General features: G+C 73.8%; 16 protein-coding genes. 11 read left to right on the forward strand and 5 right to left on the reverse strand.

What is annotated here, in order from left to right; genetic code table 11:
• Positions 1-58 precede the first annotated feature (58 nt).
• Both FHX45_RS06145 and FHX45_RS06150 read left to right on the forward strand, forming a co-directional pair.
• The gene (locus FHX45_RS06145; RefSeq protein ID WP_243868934.1) at positions 59-1,666 is read left to right on the forward strand and encodes a sensor histidine kinase; all 1,608 of its coding nucleotides are present in this window, start codon (positions 59-61) and stop codon (positions 1,664-1,666) included.
• Complete coding sequence (locus tag FHX45_RS06150; protein WP_167097457.1) at positions 1,663-2,337, forward strand: response regulator; 675 nt, start codon at positions 1,663-1,665, stop codon at positions 2,335-2,337. Before FHX45_RS06145 ends, FHX45_RS06150 begins: the two co-directional genes overlap by 4 nt.
• A 16-nt stretch (positions 2,338-2,353) precedes the next feature.
• Here FHX45_RS06150 and FHX45_RS06155 read toward each other — a convergent pair whose 3' ends face one another.
• A complete protein-coding gene (locus FHX45_RS06155; RefSeq protein ID WP_167097459.1) occupies positions 2,354-2,734 on the reverse strand; it encodes a PPOX class F420-dependent oxidoreductase in 381 nt (126 codons plus the stop codon).
• A gap of 71 nt (positions 2,735-2,805) precedes the next feature.
• The gene (locus tag FHX45_RS06160) at positions 2,806-3,204 is read right to left on the reverse strand and encodes an SRPBCC family protein (RefSeq protein ID WP_167097461.1); all 399 of its coding nucleotides are present in this window, start codon (positions 3,202-3,204) and stop codon (positions 2,806-2,808) included.
• Between the two features lie 17 nt (positions 3,205-3,221).
• On the opposite strand from FHX45_RS06160, the gene FHX45_RS06165 reads away from it, so the two are divergent.
• On the forward strand, positions 3,222-3,665 hold the full coding sequence (locus FHX45_RS06165; protein ID WP_167097463.1) for a MarR family winged helix-turn-helix transcriptional regulator: 444 nt from the start codon (positions 3,222-3,224) through the stop codon (positions 3,663-3,665).
• A 2-nt stretch (positions 3,666-3,667) separates the two neighbouring features.
• Here the strand turns inward: FHX45_RS06165 and FHX45_RS06170 are convergent, their stop codons facing one another.
• Complete coding sequence (locus tag FHX45_RS06170; RefSeq protein ID WP_167097465.1) at positions 3,668-4,249, reverse strand: TetR family transcriptional regulator; 582 nt, start codon at positions 4,247-4,249, stop codon at positions 3,668-3,670.
• Positions 4,250-4,337: 88 nt separating this feature from the next.
• Between FHX45_RS06170 and FHX45_RS06175 the strand changes: the two genes are divergently transcribed.
• The 6 genes from FHX45_RS06175 to FHX45_RS06200 all read left to right on the forward strand — a co-directional run bounded on the left by FHX45_RS06175 (position 4,338) and on the right by FHX45_RS06200 (position 9,984).
• Entirely contained in the window at positions 4,338-5,711 is a 1,374-nt protein-coding gene (locus tag FHX45_RS06175; RefSeq protein WP_167097467.1) for an MFS transporter, read from the forward strand.
• 9 nt (positions 5,712-5,720) lie between these two features.
• Entirely contained in the window at positions 5,721-6,149 is a 429-nt protein-coding gene (locus FHX45_RS06180; protein WP_167097469.1) for a helix-turn-helix domain-containing protein, read from the forward strand.
• A gap of 108 nt (positions 6,150-6,257) precedes the next feature.
• On the forward strand, positions 6,258-6,761 hold the full coding sequence (locus FHX45_RS06185; protein WP_167097471.1) for a flavin reductase family protein: 504 nt from the start codon (positions 6,258-6,260) through the stop codon (positions 6,759-6,761).
• Between the two features lie 222 nt (positions 6,762-6,983).
• Complete coding sequence (locus tag FHX45_RS06190) at positions 6,984-7,259, forward strand: hypothetical protein (RefSeq protein WP_167097473.1); 276 nt, start codon at positions 6,984-6,986, stop codon at positions 7,257-7,259.
• A gap of 171 nt (positions 7,260-7,430) precedes the next feature.
• The gene (locus FHX45_RS06195; protein ID WP_167097475.1) at positions 7,431-9,050 is read left to right on the forward strand and encodes an ABC-F family ATP-binding cassette domain-containing protein; all 1,620 of its coding nucleotides are present in this window, start codon (positions 7,431-7,433) and stop codon (positions 9,048-9,050) included.
• 73 nt (positions 9,051-9,123) lie between these two features.
• The gene (locus FHX45_RS06200) at positions 9,124-9,984 is read left to right on the forward strand and encodes an RNA polymerase sigma-70 factor (protein ID WP_167097477.1); all 861 of its coding nucleotides are present in this window, start codon (positions 9,124-9,126) and stop codon (positions 9,982-9,984) included.
• A 20-nt stretch (positions 9,985-10,004) separates the two neighbouring features.
• On the opposite strand, the gene lysX is transcribed toward FHX45_RS06200, so the two are convergent.
• Complete coding sequence (gene lysX, locus FHX45_RS06205; protein ID WP_167097479.1) at positions 10,005-13,322, reverse strand: bifunctional lysylphosphatidylglycerol synthetase/lysine--tRNA ligase LysX; 3,318 nt, start codon at positions 13,320-13,322, stop codon at positions 10,005-10,007.
• Complete coding sequence (locus FHX45_RS06210) at positions 13,300-14,520, reverse strand: alpha/beta hydrolase-fold protein (RefSeq protein ID WP_167097481.1); 1,221 nt, start codon at positions 14,518-14,520, stop codon at positions 13,300-13,302. The genes lysX and FHX45_RS06210 overlap by 23 nt, the downstream gene beginning before the upstream one ends.
• 215 nt (positions 14,521-14,735) lie before the next feature.
• Here FHX45_RS06210 and FHX45_RS06215 point away from each other — a divergent pair, with 215 nt between their 5' ends.
• A complete protein-coding gene (locus FHX45_RS06215) occupies positions 14,736-16,010 on the forward strand; it encodes a Mur ligase family protein (protein WP_341771370.1) in 1,275 nt (424 codons plus the stop codon).
• Positions 16,003-16,725, forward strand: a complete 723-nt coding sequence (locus FHX45_RS06220; RefSeq protein WP_167097482.1) for a type 1 glutamine amidotransferase — start codon at positions 16,003-16,005, stop codon at positions 16,723-16,725. The genes FHX45_RS06215 and FHX45_RS06220 overlap by 8 nt, the downstream gene beginning before the upstream one ends.
• The last annotated feature ends 5 nt before the right edge of the window (positions 16,726-16,730 follow it).

Below are 16,730 nucleotides of genomic sequence, written 5' to 3' on the forward strand. Positions count from 1 at the left end.
GTTCTTCGCGTTTTGCGCGTTTAGCTCACCCGCTTGACCAGCGCGTATGGTGCTCCGCATGGACAACGGCGTCTTCGCCCGGCTGCGGTTCTCCCGCCAGATCCTGATCTTGCAGATCGCGGTGGTCGCGCTGGTGCTCGTCGTCGGCATGGCCCTGGTGAGCTGGTTGCTGTGGAGCACGCTGCGTGACCAGTACGGCGAGCGTGCCCTGGGCATCGCCCACACGGTGTCCGTCGATCCGGTGGTGGTCGCCGGCGCCGCGGCTCGCCGTCCGGGTGGCGAGCTCGAGGAGCGGGTGCAGGCGGTCACCGCCCGGACCGGTGCGCTGTTCGTGGTCATCACCGACGACCGGGGCATCCGGCTGGCCCATCCCGACCCGGCGCAGATCGGCGAGCCGGTGAGCACCGACCCGTCGGAGGCGCTGGCGGGCAACGACGTGGTCAGCGAGGTCCAGGAGGGCACGCTGGGCGTTTCGGTGCGGAGCAAGACGCCGATCCGCGGGCCCGGGGGCCGGGTGGTCGGTGAGGTCAGCGTCGGCTACCGGATCGGCGCGGCCACCGGCGATCTGGTCCGGCTGGTCCTGCTCAGCGCCGCCTTCGCGGCCGGCGCGCTGGCGCTGGGCGCGGGCGCGTCGGCGCTGCTGACCCGGCGGCTGCACCGGCTGACGCACGGACTGGAACCGCGGGAGCTGACGGAACTGCTCTACGAACGGGAGGCGGTGCTGCACGGGATCGGCGAGGGCATGCTCGCGCTCGACGCGAAGGGGCGCGTCTCGGCGCGGAACGCGGAAGCCGAGCGCCTGCTGGGGCGGCCGTTGCCGGTGGGCGCCGAACTGTCCGCATTGGACCTCTCGCCGCGGTTGCGCCGCGCGGTGGCGCAAAGCGAACCGGTGGACAACCTGCTCGCCGTCGCGGGCGACCGGGTCCTGGTGGTCAACTCGCGTGCGGTGCGCCGCGACGACCGTGACCTCGGCACCGTGCTGACCCTGCGGGACCGGACCGACCTCGACGCCCTGACCAGGGAGCTGGACGCGGTGCGGTCGTTGTCCGACGGGCTGCGCGCGCAGCGGCACGAGTTCCGCAACCGCCTGCACACCCTGTCCGGGCTGCTCCAGCTGGGCCACAACGGCGAAGCCATCGAATACCTGCAGACGCTGACCGAGACGGCGGTCGCGCCGGGCGGCCTGGGCGACGCGGTGACCGACCCCTATCTGCGTGCCCTGGTGTCGGCGAAGATCGCGCAGGCGCGGGAGAAGGACGTGGAGCTGCGGCTGTCCGACGATTCCTGGGTGCGCGGCACGGTCACCGACCCCAGCGTCGCCAACACCGTCGTCGGCAACCTGCTCGACAACGCGGTGCATGCCGCCCGCATCGGTGCGCGCCGGCCGGCGACCGTGGAAATCGCCCTGCTGCAACAGGGTCCCGATCTGCACGTGTCCGTCGTGGACAGTGGGGCCGGGGTCGCCAGGACGATCCGGGACACCGTCTTCGACGAGGGCGTGTCGACGAAGCTGACCCCCGGGCACGGGCTCGGTCTGGCGCTGGCCCGCCAGGCCGCGCGGGCCCGCGGGGGCGACGTCTGGCTGGCCGACCCCGGCGGGGAGCACCGCGGCGCGCTGTTCGTCGCGGCCCTGCCGGGACTGCTCTCGGAGGAGGAACACCCGTGATCCGCACGCTCATCGTCGACGACGACTTCCGGGTCGCCGCCGTGCACGCCGGTTTCGTGGCGGAAGTGCCCGGGTTCGCCGTCGCCGGCACCGCCCACACCGCCGCCGAAGCCCGGGCGCGGGTGCGGGAGCTCGCCCCCGACCTGGTGCTGCTCGACGTGTACCTGCCCGACGAGCCGGGCCTGAACCTGCTGGGCGAACTGCACACGGACACCATCGTCCTGTCCGCGGCCACCGACACCCGCACCATCAGCGCGGCGATCCGCGCCGGTGCGCTGAACTACCTGATCAAACCGTTCGCCACCGGGCAGTTCACCGAACGGCTGACCAGCTACGCGCACTACCGGCGGCTCGTGACCGGGGACCGCAACCTGGGCCAGGAAGACGTCGACAAGGCGTTCCGCCTGCTGCACGAGCGGGACCGCACGGCCACACCCAAGGGTCAGTCCAGCGCGACCGCGCGTCTGGTGGCCGAGCAGCTGCGCACCGCGGGCCGCGCGTTGTCGGCCGCCGAGGTGGCCGCGGAACTGGGCGTCGCGCGGGCCACCGCGCAGCGGTACCTGACCGCGCTGGCCCAGGCGGGCTCGGTCCGGATGCGCCTGCGGTACGGGGCGACGGGCCGCCCCGAGCACGAGTACCTGTGGCGCCCGGGACCCGGCGCGCCGCACTGACCGGGCCCGGCGGAGCTCACACCGCGCGGCTGGACCGGGGACCGTCCAGTCCCCAGGAGATGATCCGGGCCGGGGTGATGCGGATGACCTCTCGCGAGAAGTACGGCAGCGGCGGCTCCTGGTCGGTCAGCGCCACCGCGGTGCCGCGGACCTCGACGCCCCGCGGCACCCAGGGGTCGACCGTGGCCAGGTCGTCCACCACGAACGACACCGTGCTGCCCGACTGGACGTTCCGGAACTTCTTGGACGCGCCCAGCGCGTGCCCGCCGATGACGATCGTGCCGCCGTCGACGAAGAAGTTGGTGGGGTTGTTCTGCACCCGCCCGTCCGGCGCGACGGTGGCGAGCCGGCCGAGGGGCTGGGCGGTCAGGTAATCCAGTTCTGCTTGAGTGAACACGGGCGGGATCATGCCGCTTGACGCGGACGTCAAGGCAAGCGCCGCGCACCGGACCCCGGCGCGTGAACGGGTCAGCCGTGTTCCTCGCACAGGGCGCGGACCGTGTCCAGCTCGCCGCGCACCACCGCCCGCTGTCCGGCGATCGCCTCGTCCGGCGCGTCGGCGGGGAGGAACATCGTGAACTGGTACTCGGCGCCGTCGCCGTGCGGCAGCACCCGGGTGAACACGCCCTGGCCGCGGTCCTGGGCCGAGAGCAGGTCGACCACCCCGTGCTCGCGGGAGGCGCGGACGGTGATCCGTGCCTCGTTCTCGCCGTTGCTGAGCACCCAGTCGTCGCCGTCCGGGCGGACCGACCGGGCCACGCCGGGTGCCCACCGGGGCAGCTGGCGCGGGTCGGAGACGAGGTCGAACACGGTGCCGGGCGAGGCGGCGATGGAAATCGTTTCGGTCAGTACCTGATTAGTATGCATCTGCGTATCGTACGCTCATGCTTATCGTTGTGTCACTCTACGATCGTCGGGTGGCGGACGAGGACCTGGGCGCGCTGTTCGGGCGCGTGGTGCGGCGGTTGATGAACGCCGAGCAGCCGGTGCTGCGCGAGCACGGCGTGTCGATGTGGGCCTACGCGGCGCTGTCCAGCCTCGCCGAGCGGCCGGCCACCTCGCAGGTGGCGCTGGCCAAGGCCATCGGCTACGACAAGACCCGGCTGATCGCACTGCTCGACGAGCTCGCCCGGGAGGGCCTGGTGGTGCGGGAACCCGACCCGGCCGACCGCCGGGCCCACGTCGTCCGGCTGACCCCCGCCGGAAAGGCCCGGCACGCCGCGATCCGGGCCGGCATCCACGCGGTGGAGACCGAACTGCTCGGCCCGCTCAGCGCCGCCGAGCAACAGGCGTTCCGCGCCATGCTGGCGCGTCTCGCCTCGTCCTGACCTCAGTGCGGCGGGGCCAGCACCGACTCGATCGTCGCGATCACCACGGCCGGGGCATCGCCCGGAGGAAGGCGCCCGGCGCGGCTCTCCTCGGCCGCACCGTTGAGGACGTAGTGCACGACGTTCACCAGCCAGTCGGTGGGCAGGTCGGTGCGGAACACGCCCTGCCGCTGCCCGCGGCGGATCAGGTCCTCGACACGCACGGCGGATTTCCCGTGCAGCTCCCGGATCCGCGCCGCGGGCAGGAGTTCCTCGGCCGCCGCCAGCAGCTTGGCCGACTCGGCCACCAGCGACCAGCTGGGGGCCAGCAGCCGGGCCATCGCCGCGCGTGCGTCGCCGCCGAGCTCGACCGCGGCCAGCACCTCCTCGCCCTCCCGGATCGCGTCGGCCAGCGCGGCCTCGACCAGCGCGGCCCGGTTGGGGAAGTGCCCGTACAGCGTCATCCGGCCGACCCCGGCCGCCGTCACGATCTCGTCGATGCTCGCGCCCGGATCACGGCCGAGGACCTCCCGGGCGGCGGAGACGATGCGGGCGATGCTGCGTTCGGCGTCGGCGCGCCGGCGCGGTCGTGCGGGAGTGGCCACCTCCCCAGTTTATCTCGTACGGGAATGTACGGGTTAGACTCCCGGTTGTAAGTCGTACCTCGTCGTACGAGTTAACGGGAGAGAAGCGATGTCGGACACCTACGCACAGCCCGCCGCACACCCGCTGCGGTGGCGCATCCTCGGATTCCTGGGCGTCGCCCAGCTGATGCTGATCCTCGACGTCACCGTCGTGGCGATCGCGTTGCCGCACATGGAAACGGACCTGGGCCTGAGCCGGGCCACGATGACCTGGGTGGTCAGCGCGTACACCCTGACCTTCGGCGGCCTGATGCTGCTCGGCGGGCGGCTGGCCGATCTCCTCGGCGCGAAGCGGATCGCCCTGACCGGCCTGCTGGTCTTCACGGCGGCCTCGCTGGTGACCGGGCTGGCCGGGTCGTCCGGCGTGCTGCTGGGCGGCCGGATCGCGCAGGGCGTCGGCGCGGCACTGCTGTCCCCCTCGGCGTTGTCGCTGGTTGTGGGCCTGTTCGACGGAGAAGAGCGGAACAAGGCGCTCGGCGTGTGGTCGGCGCTGGGTGGCGGGGGTGCGGCCCTCGGCGTGCTGCTGGGCGGGCTGATCACCGCCGGTCCCGGATGGCCGTGGGTGTTCTGGATCAACGTGCCGATCGGGCTCGTCATCGTCGTCACCCTCGCGCGGATGCTGCCGCGGGCCGTGGCGGCGGCGCCGGGCGGCCGCCTGGATGCGCTGGGCGCGCTGCTCGTGACCGCCTCGTCCGGGTCGCTGGTGTACGCCTTGATCCACGCCGGTGACCAGGGGTGGCTGACCGCCACCACCGGGTGGCTGGTGCTCGCGGCCGCCGTCGGCTACCTCGCCTTCGTCGCCTGGCAGCGCACCACCCGGGCACCGCTGATGGACGTCCGGCTGCTGGCCCGCCGCCCGGTGGCGACCGGTACGTTCCTCATCCTCATGGCCACGGCCCTGACCGTGGCGGTGTTCTTCCTGGGCACGTTCTACTTCCAGCACGAGCGCCACTACGGCGCGCTGCCGACCGGGCTGCTGTTCCTGCCGGTCGCCTTGCTGACCATGGCGGGGGCCAACCTCACCGGCAAGGCCCTGGGCCGCTTCGGCGCGCGTCCGCTCGCGGTGACCGGGCTGCTGATCGCCGCGGCCGGCCTCATCCTGCCCGCAGTGGCGATGCACCCGGCGGTCGTGGCGATCAGCCTCGCCGTCACCGGCGCCGGAACGGGTGTGCTGTTCGTCGTCGCCTCGGCCACCGCGCTCGGGCAGGTCGCGCCGCACGAGGCCGGGATCGCCTCGGGCATCGTGAGCACGTTCCACGAGTTCGGGGCGTCCCTGGGCGCCGCGGTGGTGTCGAGCGTGGCGGCAGCCAGCCTCGTCGCCCAGACGCTGAGCGGGTTCCGCGGCGGGTTCGTGGTGTTCGCCGTGATCGCGGTGGCGGCCGCGATCGTCGCGGCGGTGCTGGCACCGCGCCGGGCCGCCTAGAGTGCGTTCGTGGATGACAAGCTCTACTCGGTGGACCAGATCGCCGAGATGCTCGGCCTGCACGTCCGTACCGTGCGCGGATACGTGCGGGAGGGGCGGCTGAAAGCGGTGCGGATCGGCAAGCAGTACCGCATCGCGCGGGACGACCTGGAGGAGTTCACCGGCCGCTCCCCGATGTCGCCGGCCGCCGAGCCGGTGGCGCGGCATTGCCGGGTCGACGTGTCGAGCATCGTGGAGATCGACGCGATCAGCGCGGAGCGGGCCGGCCGGGTGACCACGATGCTGATGAGCGCTGCCGCCGCACGCGGCGCGGGCGCGCGGCAGCTGCGCATCGAGACGGCCTACGACGAGGAGCGGGCGCGCCTGAAGATCGTGGTGCTGGGCAGGCTGGACGACAGCATCGCGGTCCTGCGCCACGTCGAGGCGGTGATCTCCTGAACGACCGCGCGCGGAGACCACTGTGGAGACTCGCACGGTGGAGACTCCTACGGCGGCGCGGCGGGAATTGAACGAGACCGCCCGCGGCGGGTAAGTTGCGGCACCACCATGACACCACACGACACCGCGCACACCGGCTTCGAGACGGTCGTCGACGCACTGGACTACCCGATGTTCGTCGTGACCACGACCGACGGGACCCGGCGCGCGGGCTGCCTGATCGGGTTCGCCGCGCAGTGCAGCATCTCCCCGCCGCGCTTCATGGTGTGGCTGTCGAAGCGCAACCACACCTTCCAGGTCGCCACCGGGGCGTCCACGGTCGCCGTGCACCGCCTCGATGCCTCGGCCACCGGGCTGGCGGAGCTGTTCGGCAGCCACACCGGGTTCGACACGGACAAGTTCACCCGGTGCCGCTGGCGGCCCGGGCCCGGCGGCGTGCCCCTGCTCGAGGACTGTCCCGGCTGGTTCGCCGGGGAAATCCTGTCCCGGCACGACACCGGTGACCACCTGGGCCTGCTGCTGCGGCCGATCGCCGGCACGACCGCCACCGAGCTGGGCCCGCAGCTCGGCTTCCGGGCCGTCCGCGACCTGTCCCCCGGCAACGAGCCGTAGCCGGACGCCGCCACGGCACGCGGCGGGGTGAGCACAGGTCCCGACGATCGGCGGGAGGCCGTGTTAGCCTGTCGCCGTGCAGCGCCGTCCGATGTCCTCGCGACTGGTAACCCGGCGCGCCGGCTGAACCCAGGTCGCCGGCGCGCAGCGTTGGCGATCGCGCTCGTTCTTCGGGACCTGGCCCGGATCCATCCGCTGTCGAGCTTTTCGTGGAGATCCGACATGTCCATCAGCTTCGCCACCCCCGCCCCGCGTCCGTCCCTGCTCGTCCGGCGCCGCATCGCCACCTACTTCACCGGCGGGGTCGAGCAGGTTCCCGCCCTCGTCGGCGCCCTCGCGCAGCAGGGGCGGACGGTGCACGAGCTCTCGGTCGACATCCGCGACGGCGTGCGGGAGAGCAGCATGGTCTGCGCCGTCCTGCTGCCCGGCGAGGAGATCGGCCTGCTGCTGTCCCGGTTGCGTGAGCTGCCCGGGGTCGTTTCGGCCGAACTGGCGTGACCGCCGGCTGCTAGGATCATGGTGACCGAGAACCGTGAGCGGGGAATTGCGACGTGGTGAGTGACGACGACATCTCCGGGTGAGCCCCGGAGATAGCCCGGCCGCCGGCGGCAGTGCCGCCGCGGTCATGTCGTCGTCCCCGTTCCACCACACCCTTCCGAGGTTGTTCTCATGTCTTCCGACGCTCGCGTCGTCGTGTCCGCGCTGTCCTTCTCCTGGCCGGACGGCACGCCGGTCTTCGACCAGCTGTCCCTCACCGTCCCGGACGGGCGCACCGGCCTGGTCGCCCCGAACGGTGCCGGGAAATCCACCCTGCTCCGGCTGATCGCCGGCGAGCTCGAACCGGCCGCGGGCAGCGTGTCCGTGGACGGGCTGCTCGGCTACCTGCCCCAGGACCTGCCGCTGACCGGCGACCGCACCGTGTCCGAGGTCCTCGGCATCGACCCGGTCCTGCGCGCCCTGGCCGCGGTCGAGGCCGGGGACGCGGACGAGCGGCACTTCACCACGATCGGCACCGACTGGGACATCGAGGAGCGCACGCACGCCCAGCTCGACCGGCTCGGCCTCGGCGACGTCGCGCTGGACCGGCGACTGGGCACCCTCAGCGGCGGCCAGGTCGTGTCCCTCGGGCTCGCCGCCCAGCTGCTCGCCCAGCCCGACGTGCTGCTGCTCGACGAACCCACCAACAACCTCGACCTCGAGGCGCGCCGCCGCCTGCACGCCGTCCTCGGCGACTGGACCGGGTGCCTGCTGGTGGTCAGCCACGACCGCACCCTGCTGGACGGCATGGACCGCATCGCCGAGCTCGGCTCCGGCGAGGTCCGGTTCTACGGCGGCACCTTCACCGACTACGAGCGCGCGGTCCAGGCCGAGCGCGAGGTGGCGGAGAAGAACATCCGCACCGCCGAGGCGGAGGTCAAGCGCGAGAAGCGCGACCGGCAGCAGGCCCGCGAACGCGCGGCACGCCGGGCGGGCACCGCGCAGCGCAACGCCGCCGACGCGGGGCTGCCCAAGATCCTCATGGGCGCGCGGAAGCGCCGGGCGCAGGAGTCCGCGGGCAAGGCCGACGACACCCACGCCGCCCGCATGAGCGCGGCGAAGGCGAAGCTGGACCAGGCCGAGCGGTCGCTGCGGGACGACGACAAGATCGTGCTGGAGCTCCCGCGGACCGCCGTCCCGGCCGGCCGGACGCTGTTCCTCGGCGAGGGCCTGCGCAAGCGGGACCTGTTCGGGTCCGGTGTGGACCTCGCGGTGCGCGGGCCGGAACGCATCGCGCTGACCGGGCCCAACGGTTCCGGCAAGTCCACGCTGCTGCGGATCGTCACCGGCGATCTCGACCCCGACGAGGGGACGACCAGGCGCGCCGACGGCCGGGTCGCATACCTGTCCCAGCGCCTGGACCTGCTCGACGACGACCGCTCGGTGGCGGAGAACCTGGCCGGCCGGGCGCCCGGGATGCTGCCCGCGGACCGGATGAACCTGCTGGCCCGCTTCCTGTTCCGCGGGCAGCGGGCGCACCTGCCGGTCCGCGTCCTCTCCGGCGGTGAACGGCTGCGGGCGACCCTGGCGTGCGTCCTGTTCGCCGAGCCGGCGCCACAGCTGTTGCTGCTGGACGAGCCGACCAACAACCTGGACCTGGTGAGCACCACGCAACTGGAGGTTGCGCTGAACGCCTACCAGGGCGCGTTCGTCGTGGTCAGCCACGACGAACGGTTCCTGGCCGGGATCGGGATCACGCGCCACCTCCGCCTCGACGGCGGGCGCCTGCTGGAGAGCTCGCCGCGGAGCTGAGATCACCGGCCGGCGGTGGTGTCACATCCGCGCGCCGGCCGGTGTCTGCATGGCGGCACCCGGAGGAGGAACCGTGACCGACCCGTTCGTCAGGCACCGCAGCCTGCTGTTCACCGTGGCCTACGAGATGCTCGGCTCGGCTGCCGACGCGGAGGACGTCGTGCAGGAAACCTGGCTGCGCTGGGCCGAGGTCGACCAGGCACAGGTGACCCAGCCACGTGCCTACCTGGTCCGCGTGGTGACGCGGCAGGCGCTGAACCGGTTGCGGTCGCTGTCCCGGCGGCGCGAGGACTACGTCGGCGAGTGGCTGCCCGAACCGCTGCTCACCACACCCGACGTGGCCGAGGACGTGGAGCTGGCCGAGAACGTCTCGATCGCGATGCTCACGGTGCTGGAAACCCTCGGTCCGGTCGAGCGGGCGGTGTTCGTGCTGCACGAGGTGTTCGGCACGCCCTACGCCGAGATCGCCGAGACGTTGGGCAAGAGCCCGGCGGCGGTGCGGCAGATCGGGCACCGCGCCCGCGAGCACGTCGCCGCGCGGCGACCGCGGATGCGGGTCGACCGGACCGAGCAGCAGGCGGCCGTCGACTCGTTCCTGGCGGCCGTCTCCAGCGGCGACGTGCAGGCGCTGATGGCGGTGCTGGCGCCGGACGTGGTGGTGATCTCCGACGGCGGGGGTATCGCGCCGGCCGCGCGCAAACCGGTCGTCGGCGCCGAGCTGGTGGCCACGTTGCTCGCCCGCGGCGCGGCGCGCACCGGGTTCACCGCGAGCGCCACCTGGGTCAACGGCATGCCGGGGGTGCGGCTGGACGTGGACGGGTCGGCCGCCGCGCTGAGCCTGGTCGTCGCCGAGGGCCGGATCACCCGGATCTACGGGATCAGCAACCCGCACAAGCTGGGCCGGCTGGACCGCGTCGCCGAGCTGCGCCGCTGAGCCGCTTCCCAGCACGCGCCCTACCGGGGCGCCGGGCGGGCGAAGGGGAACGCGAGGCTCTGCCGGATCGAGGCGCCGGTGAGCATCATGACCAGGCGGTCGATCCCGAGGCCCAGGCCGCCGGTGGGCGGCATGCCGTGCTCGAGGGCGAGCAGGAAGTCCTCGTCGAGCTCCATGGCCTCGATGTCGCCGCTCGCCGCGCGCAGCGACTGCTCCTCCAGGCGGCGGCGCTGCTCCAGCGGATCGGTCAGCTCGGTGTAGGCGGTGCCGATCTCCGCCCCGAACGCGATCAGGTCCCACCGCTCGGCCAGCCGCGGGTCGAGCCGGTGCGGGCGGGTGAGCGGCGAGGTGTCGGCCGGGTAGTCGATGTAGAAGGTCGGCTCCACCGTGGCCGGTTCCACCAGGTGCTCGAACGCCCTGCCGACCAGGTCACCGTGCCCGGCCTCGTCCACCGCCGGCACGCCGGCGGCATGGCACCAGGCACGCAGCTGTTCGGCCGGGGTGTCCGGGGTGACGGTTTCCCCCAGGGCGGCCGACACCGCGTCGTACACCCGCACCACCGGCCACTGGCCGGAGAGGTCGACCTCACCGAGGTCCGGGCGGCACGCGACCGGTTTCCCGTACGCCGCCACGGCGGCTTCCTGGATCAGCGACCGGGCCAGCGCGCGCATGGTCTCGTAGTCGGCGTAGGCCTGGTACGCCTCCAGCATCGTGAACTCGGGGTTGTGCGTGGCGTCCACACCCTCGTTGCGGAAGTTGCGGTTGAGCTCGAACACCCGGTCCACCCCGGCCACGCACAGCCGCTTGAGGTACAGCTCCGGCGCGATCCGCAGGTACATCCGCATGTCGTAGGCGTTGATGTGGGTGACGAACGGGCGGGCGTTGGCCCCGCCGTGCACGGCCTGCAGCATCGGGGTCTCCACCTCGAGGAACCCGTGCGCCTGCAGACCCTCACGCACCGAGCGCACCACGGCGCTGCGCAGGCGCAGCATCTCCGCCGACGCCGGGTTGACGATCAGGTCCAGGTAGCGCTGCCGCACGCGGGTCTCCGGATCGGCGAGCCCCTTCCGCTTGTCCGGCAACGGATGCAGGCACTTCGCCGTCACCGTCCAGTCGGAAACCAGCACCGACAGCTCACCGCGCCGGGAGGTCACCACCTCGCCGACGGCGCCGACGTGGTCGCCGAGATCGACCCCGTCCCGCCACAGCGGGTCGTCGCCGAGCATCAGCTGGAGCTGGGCCTCGCCGTCCTGCAGCCGCGCGAAGCAGATGCCGCCGAGGTCCCGGATCGCCATCACCCGGCCGGCCACCCGCACCTTGTGCCCGGTGCGGGTGTCCGGCGGCAGCCCGTCGAACCCGGCGCGGATCTCGCGCAGCGACGTGTCCCGGTCGAACCCGGCCGGGTACGGGTCGACCCCGGCGTGCCGCAACCGGTCCAGCTTGGCGACGCGGACCCGCACCTGCTCGGGCCGGCGCACCGGGCGGGTCTCCGGCCGCGCCGCCTCGATCTCACGCAGCCGAACCAGGAACTCCTCGCCGACGCCCTCGGCCGAGATCGCCCGGTGCCGGGCGCCGCCGGGCAGGAACCCCTCCAGCGCGGCGGCGACCAGACCGATGCGGCCCAGCCCGCGCGCGGCGCGGTAGCACAGGAACCGCGGTTCCCAGTCCGGCCCGTACTTGGCGTTGGACCGGTAGAGCGACTCGAGCTGGAAGAACCGGGACGCCACGCCGAGCACCGCGCGCCAGGCGCGCAGCACCGGACCGGCGCCGATCCGCTCACCGGCCGCGAACACGGCGCGGAACATGGCGAAGTTCAGCGACACGCGCTGCACGCCCAGCTGCGCCGCGGCGAGCACGAGCTGCACGATCATGTACTCGTTGAGCCCGTTGTCGGCCGTGCGGTCGCGCCGCATCAGGTCCAGCGACAGGCCACGCCGCCCCCACGGCACGAACGACAACAGCCCGCGCAGCCGCCCCTCCGCGTCGAACGCCTCGACCATCACGCACCGGCCGTCCGCGGGGTCGCCCAGCCGGGACAGCGCCATCGAGAACCCGCGCTCGGTACCGGCGTCGCGCCACCGCTGCGCGTGCACCAGCAGTTCGTCCATTTCGGACCGCGGGATGTCGGCGTGCCGGCGGATCCGCACCGTGTACCCGGCGCGCTCGATGCGCCGCGCCGCCTGCCGGACCGACCGGCGGTGCGGCCCGGACAGGCTGAAGTCACGGATGTCCAGGATGGCCTCGTCGCCGAGTTCGAGGGCCTTCATGCCGGCGCGCACGTAGGCACGGGCGCCGCGTTCGCTGGCACCCAGCACCCCGGTGACCCAGCCGTAGGTGTGCGCCTGGGCCAGCCACGCCTGGATCGCCTGCCCCCAGGCCGCCGGGTCGCCGACCGGGTCGGCACTGGCGATGCTGGCGCCGCCCAGCACGCGGTAGGTCACCGCGGCCCGGCCGCCGGGCGCGAAGACCACCGACTTGTCCCGCCGGGTGGCGAAGTAGCCCAGCGAGTCGTCGTCGCCGTGCTCGGCCAGCAACGCGCGCAGCCGCAGCTCGTCGGCGTCGGTGCGGCGCTGCTGCACGTGCACACCGCGGAAGAACACCCACAGGGTGGCGACCGCGGAGCAGGTGGCGCCGAGGTCGAGCAGCGCGTCGATCCACCCCGGGCCCTCGCGCACACCCAGCCGCCGCAGCTGCAGCAGCTCACCGGTGGAGTGGTTGACCGACCACAGGAACGCGTCGCCGAGGCCGGAGAGCGTGCCGGGGAACACCTCGAGCAGGCCCCACCCGAGGAGGATCGTCGCGCCGAACCCGGCCACGCCCACGACGAGCGCGTGCCTCCAGGCCCCGGGCGCCAGGCGGGCGGGAAACGCCGGGCGCAGTGCCAGCAGCAGCACGATCAGGGCGACGGCGACGACCTCCGCGCCGGTCAGCGCCCACAGCGTGGCCGGCAGGTGCTCGGGCCCGCGGCGCGGCAGGGTCAGCACGCGCGGCGCCCACAGCAGGACCATCTGGAAGGCCAGGTCCATCAGCAGCCCGGCGGCCTGGAACAGGATGAGCGTGTTCAGGGCGGCGCGCTTGCGCCGCCGCAGGGCCGCGCCGAGCACGGCCAGGACCAGCGCGATGAGGATGTTGGCGTCGACGGGGAGGTTCAGCAGCGAGAACAACCCCACGGTCCAGCGGTAGAAGTCGTGGTGCGAGCCGCCGCCCAGCAGCAGCACCACCGAGGCCAGCGCGCCGAGCTGGACGACGGTGGCGAGCACGCCGGCCGCCTTGCCGCGCCAGCGTGGCACGGGTGGCCGGGTACCGGTGGCCGGCTCAGAGGCTGGTGTCGGTGCCATGAAGCGCTCCGGGTGATCCGGTGTCGGGCAGGGGCCACGCCGGGATGGTTCCGGCGTTCTGCCCAGTGACGTCCGGGCCGGCCACCGGGTTGCCCAGCTGGCTCCCCAGCCAGTTCAGCACGTCCGGCAGCTCCGCGCGCACCGTGGCCAGGTTGTGCCCCGCGGCGGGCAGGACCCGGGTGGTCAGTTCCGCCGGTGGTGCGGCCGCGGCGCGGAGGCGGTCCAGCGCCGCGCACTCGTCGCCGGCGGAGGCGTCGGCGACGGCCAGCAGCCGCAGCGGCGCGGGGTGGTCGCGCAGGATCGCGGACACGTCGTTGGCGCGGCGCAGGTCCTCCCGGCCGCGGAAGAGATCGCCGGTCTGCGCGTCGTGCGGGGTCACGTCGTAGCCGTTCATGCTGACCGCGGTGGCGTACCACTGCGGGTGGCGGGCGGCGAGGTCGAGCGCGCAGTACCCGCCGGAGGACCATCCGGCCGCGGACCAGCCCTGCCGGTCCACGCGCACGCGCAGGTGGTCGCGCGCCCATCCGCGCAGGTCGGCGGAGAGGAAGGTGTCGTCGTCCGGACCGCCCGCGGCGTCCACGCACTCCGAGTCGTGCGTCAGCCGGGGTTCCCCGTTGGGGTCGGGCACGATCACCACGACCGGGGGCAGCCGGTGGGCGGCGATCGCGGCGTCGAGCTGCTCGGGCAGGCCGTAGAGCGTCGCGACCTGACGCGGCTCGCCGGGGAAGTGCGGGATCCACTCCACCACGGGGAACCGGAAACCGGCCCACTCCGGCTGCGTGTAGGCCGCGGGCAGGTAGACGTCGACGTCGCGGGTCATCCCGGTGCGCTTGCCGGTGACGGTGAGGTGCACCAGCGAGCCGAGCCCGCCGCCCGCCCGGTCGCTGGCCGTGGTCATGGCGCGCCCGAGGTCGCGGCCGTCCGGCCCGCCCTCCGCGACCGTGCCCTCGGCCGGATCGGGCGAGGTGCCCAGCAGGGACCCGAGCGTCGGGTAGAAGCTGCCGGCGGAGTTCACCGCCGATCCGCAGGCGAGCACCACGGCGACCACGGCCACGACCGTCGTCACGACCCGGCCGGTGACGCGGCGGCGGCGCCACCGGTCCCAGGCCCAGGGCACGAGGGCGACACAGACGAGCGCGACGACGGCCGCCCCGACCACGAACGGGGGCGTGTCGATCCGGATGGCGGAGGCGTGCACGCCGTCAATCTAGCCGTGATCGGGAACCGGGTCCGGCCGCCCTACCAGCCTGGACATCGTTCAGCGTCCGCTCAGGAACCGCCGCCTAGGCTCGCCGCGGGCGCGGTGTACCCCGCGTCGCGTACGCATGCCGTTCTCAGGGTCCGCACAGCCTTCGCGGCGCACAGTGGTCACACAGTGGCCACGACGTGACCGACCCGGAAGGAGACCCGCCCGTGCGCCTGGGTTCCCCAGTGCTCGACGAACGGCGAGCCCGGACCGCTCCCCCGCACCAGCCGCCGCGCACGCGGCTCGCGGTGGCGCTCGCCCGCGTCGCGGCCGGGGCGTCCCGCCGGTTCGGCGCGGGCTCGGGCGGGGTCATCGGGGGCCGGGTCGCCGCCGCGCTGGACCCGGACGTGCTGCGGCACCTCGGCCGCGGCCGGACCGTCGTGCTGGTGACCGGCACGAACGGCAAGACCACGACGGCACTCATGCTGTCCCGCATCCTGGCCGCGGCCGGACCGGTCGCGGCCAACAGCGACGGCGCCAACATGCCGGACGGGATCATCGCCGCCCTCGCGCAGCGGCCGGACGCGCCGCTGGCCGTCCTGGAGATCGACGAGAACTACGTGGCCGAGGTCGCGTGCCGGCTGGAACCCGCCTGCCTGGTGCTGCTCAACCTCAGCCGCGACCAGCTCGACCGGGTCGGCGAGGTGCGTTCCGTGGAGCGCGCGCTGCGGCAGGCGATCGCCGGGCTGCCCGACACGGCGGTGGTGGCGAACTGCGACGACCCGCTCGCCACCTCCGCGGCCATGGCCTCGGCCCGGCCGGTCTGGGTGAGCGCGGGCGGGAGCTGGGCCGAGGACTCGCGGGCGTGCGGCCGGTGCGGGCAGCCGATCGACCACGACGGGCTGGGATGGCGCTGCGGGTGCGGGCTGGCGCGGCCCCGGCCGGACTGGGTGCTGGCCGACGGCGCGGCGGTGAGCGCGGACGGCCGGACCGTCCCGATCGACTTGCGGCTGCCCGGGCGCGCGAACGCCGCGAACGCGACGATGGCGGTCGCCGCGGCCGCGCTGCTCGGGCTCGACCCCGCCGCGGCCGGGCAGCGCCTGGCCACGATCACCGATGTCGCCGGCCGGTACCGGCAGACCACGCTGGCCGGGCACCCGGTGCGGATCCTGCTGGCCAAGAACCCGGCCGGGTGGCGGGAGACACTGCCGCTGCTGGACGAGCGGTCCGCGGTGGTGGTCGCGGTGAACGGGCGCGAGGCGGACGGGCGGGACCTGTCCTGGCTGTGGGACGTGCCGTTCGAGCTGTTGCGCGGCCGCCCGGTGGTGGCCGCCGGGGAACGGTCGGCCGACCTGGCGGTGCGGCTGACCTACGCCGGGGTCGAGCACCAGCGGTGCACCGACCCGGTGCGGGCCGTCGAGGGGCTGGCGCCCGGCCCGGTCGAGCTGGTCGCGAACTACACCGCCTTCCGGCAACTGGGGCAGCGGATCGGCGATGGGTGAATCGGTGCTGCGGATCGGGCTCGTCCTGCCGGACGTGCTGGGGACCTACGGCGACTCGGGCAACGCCACCGTGCTGCGGCAGCGGCTGCGGTGGCGCGGGATGCCCGCGGAGGTGCTCGAGATCGGCTACGGGCAGCCGGTGCCGGACAGCCTCGACGCCTACCTGCTCGGCGGTGGCGAGGACGAGGCGCAGGCGCTGGCCTGCGACTACCTGCGTGCGCACCCGGGACTGTGCCGGGCGGCCGCGCGGGGGTCGGTCGTGTTCGGCGTGTGCGCCGGGCTGCAGATCCTCGGCACCTCGTTCGTCACCGGGGACGGCCGCCGTCACGACGGGCTCGGCCTGCTCGACGCGACCACCACGCCGGGCCGGCGGCGCGCGGTCGGCGAGGTGGTGGTGGACACCGCGGGCGGGGTCGGCGTCGGCCCGCTGACCGGGTTCGAGAACCACCTGGGGATCACCGCGGTCGGCCCGGGCAGCGTGCCGCTCGGTCAGGTGAGCGCCGGTGCCGGGAACGGTGACGGCGGGGACGGCGCGGTCACCGGCCAGGTGCTGGCGACCTACCTGCACGGCCCGGTCCTGGCGCGCAACCCCGCCCTGGCCGACCTGCTGATCGGCTGGATGACCGGCGCCCCGCCGGCCGCGCTGCCGATGCCGGAGGTGGACGAGCTGCGCCGCGAGCGGTTACGGGCCGCGCGCGGCGGGACCCGGCGGTGACGCGC

The organism is Amycolatopsis granulosa, from assembly GCF_011758745.1.
GTDB lineage: Bacteria > Actinomycetota > Actinomycetes > Mycobacteriales > Pseudonocardiaceae > Amycolatopsis_E > Amycolatopsis_E granulosa.

What these genes read in the sequence shown, in the direction of transcription:
- FHX45_RS06145 (WP_243868934.1), top strand. Translation starts at nt 59, where the DNA reads ATGGACAACGGCGTCTTCGCCCGGCTGCGGTTCTCCCGCCAGATCCTG.
- FHX45_RS06165 (WP_167097463.1), top strand. Translation starts at nt 3,222, where the DNA reads ATGCTTATCGTTGTGTCACTCTACGATCGTCGGGTGGCGGACGAGGAC.
- FHX45_RS06175 (WP_167097467.1), top strand. Translation starts at nt 4,338, where the DNA reads ATGTCGGACACCTACGCACAGCCCGCCGCACACCCGCTGCGGTGGCGC.
- FHX45_RS06160 (WP_167097461.1), bottom strand. Translation starts at nt 3,204, where the DNA reads ATGCATACTAATCAGGTACTGACCGAAACGATTTCCATCGCCGCCTCG.
- FHX45_RS06190 (WP_167097473.1), top strand. Translation starts at nt 6,984, where the DNA reads ATGTCCATCAGCTTCGCCACCCCCGCCCCGCGTCCGTCCCTGCTCGTC.
- lysX (WP_167097479.1), bottom strand. Translation starts at nt 13,322, where the DNA reads ATGGCACCGACACCAGCCTCTGAGCCGGCCACCGGTACCCGGCCACCC.
- FHX45_RS06220 (WP_167097482.1), top strand. Translation starts at nt 16,003, where the DNA reads ATGGGTGAATCGGTGCTGCGGATCGGGCTCGTCCTGCCGGACGTGCTG.
- FHX45_RS06195 (WP_167097475.1), top strand. Translation starts at nt 7,431, where the DNA reads ATGTCTTCCGACGCTCGCGTCGTCGTGTCCGCGCTGTCCTTCTCCTGG.
- FHX45_RS06185 (WP_167097471.1), top strand. Translation starts at nt 6,258, where the DNA reads ATGACACCACACGACACCGCGCACACCGGCTTCGAGACGGTCGTCGAC.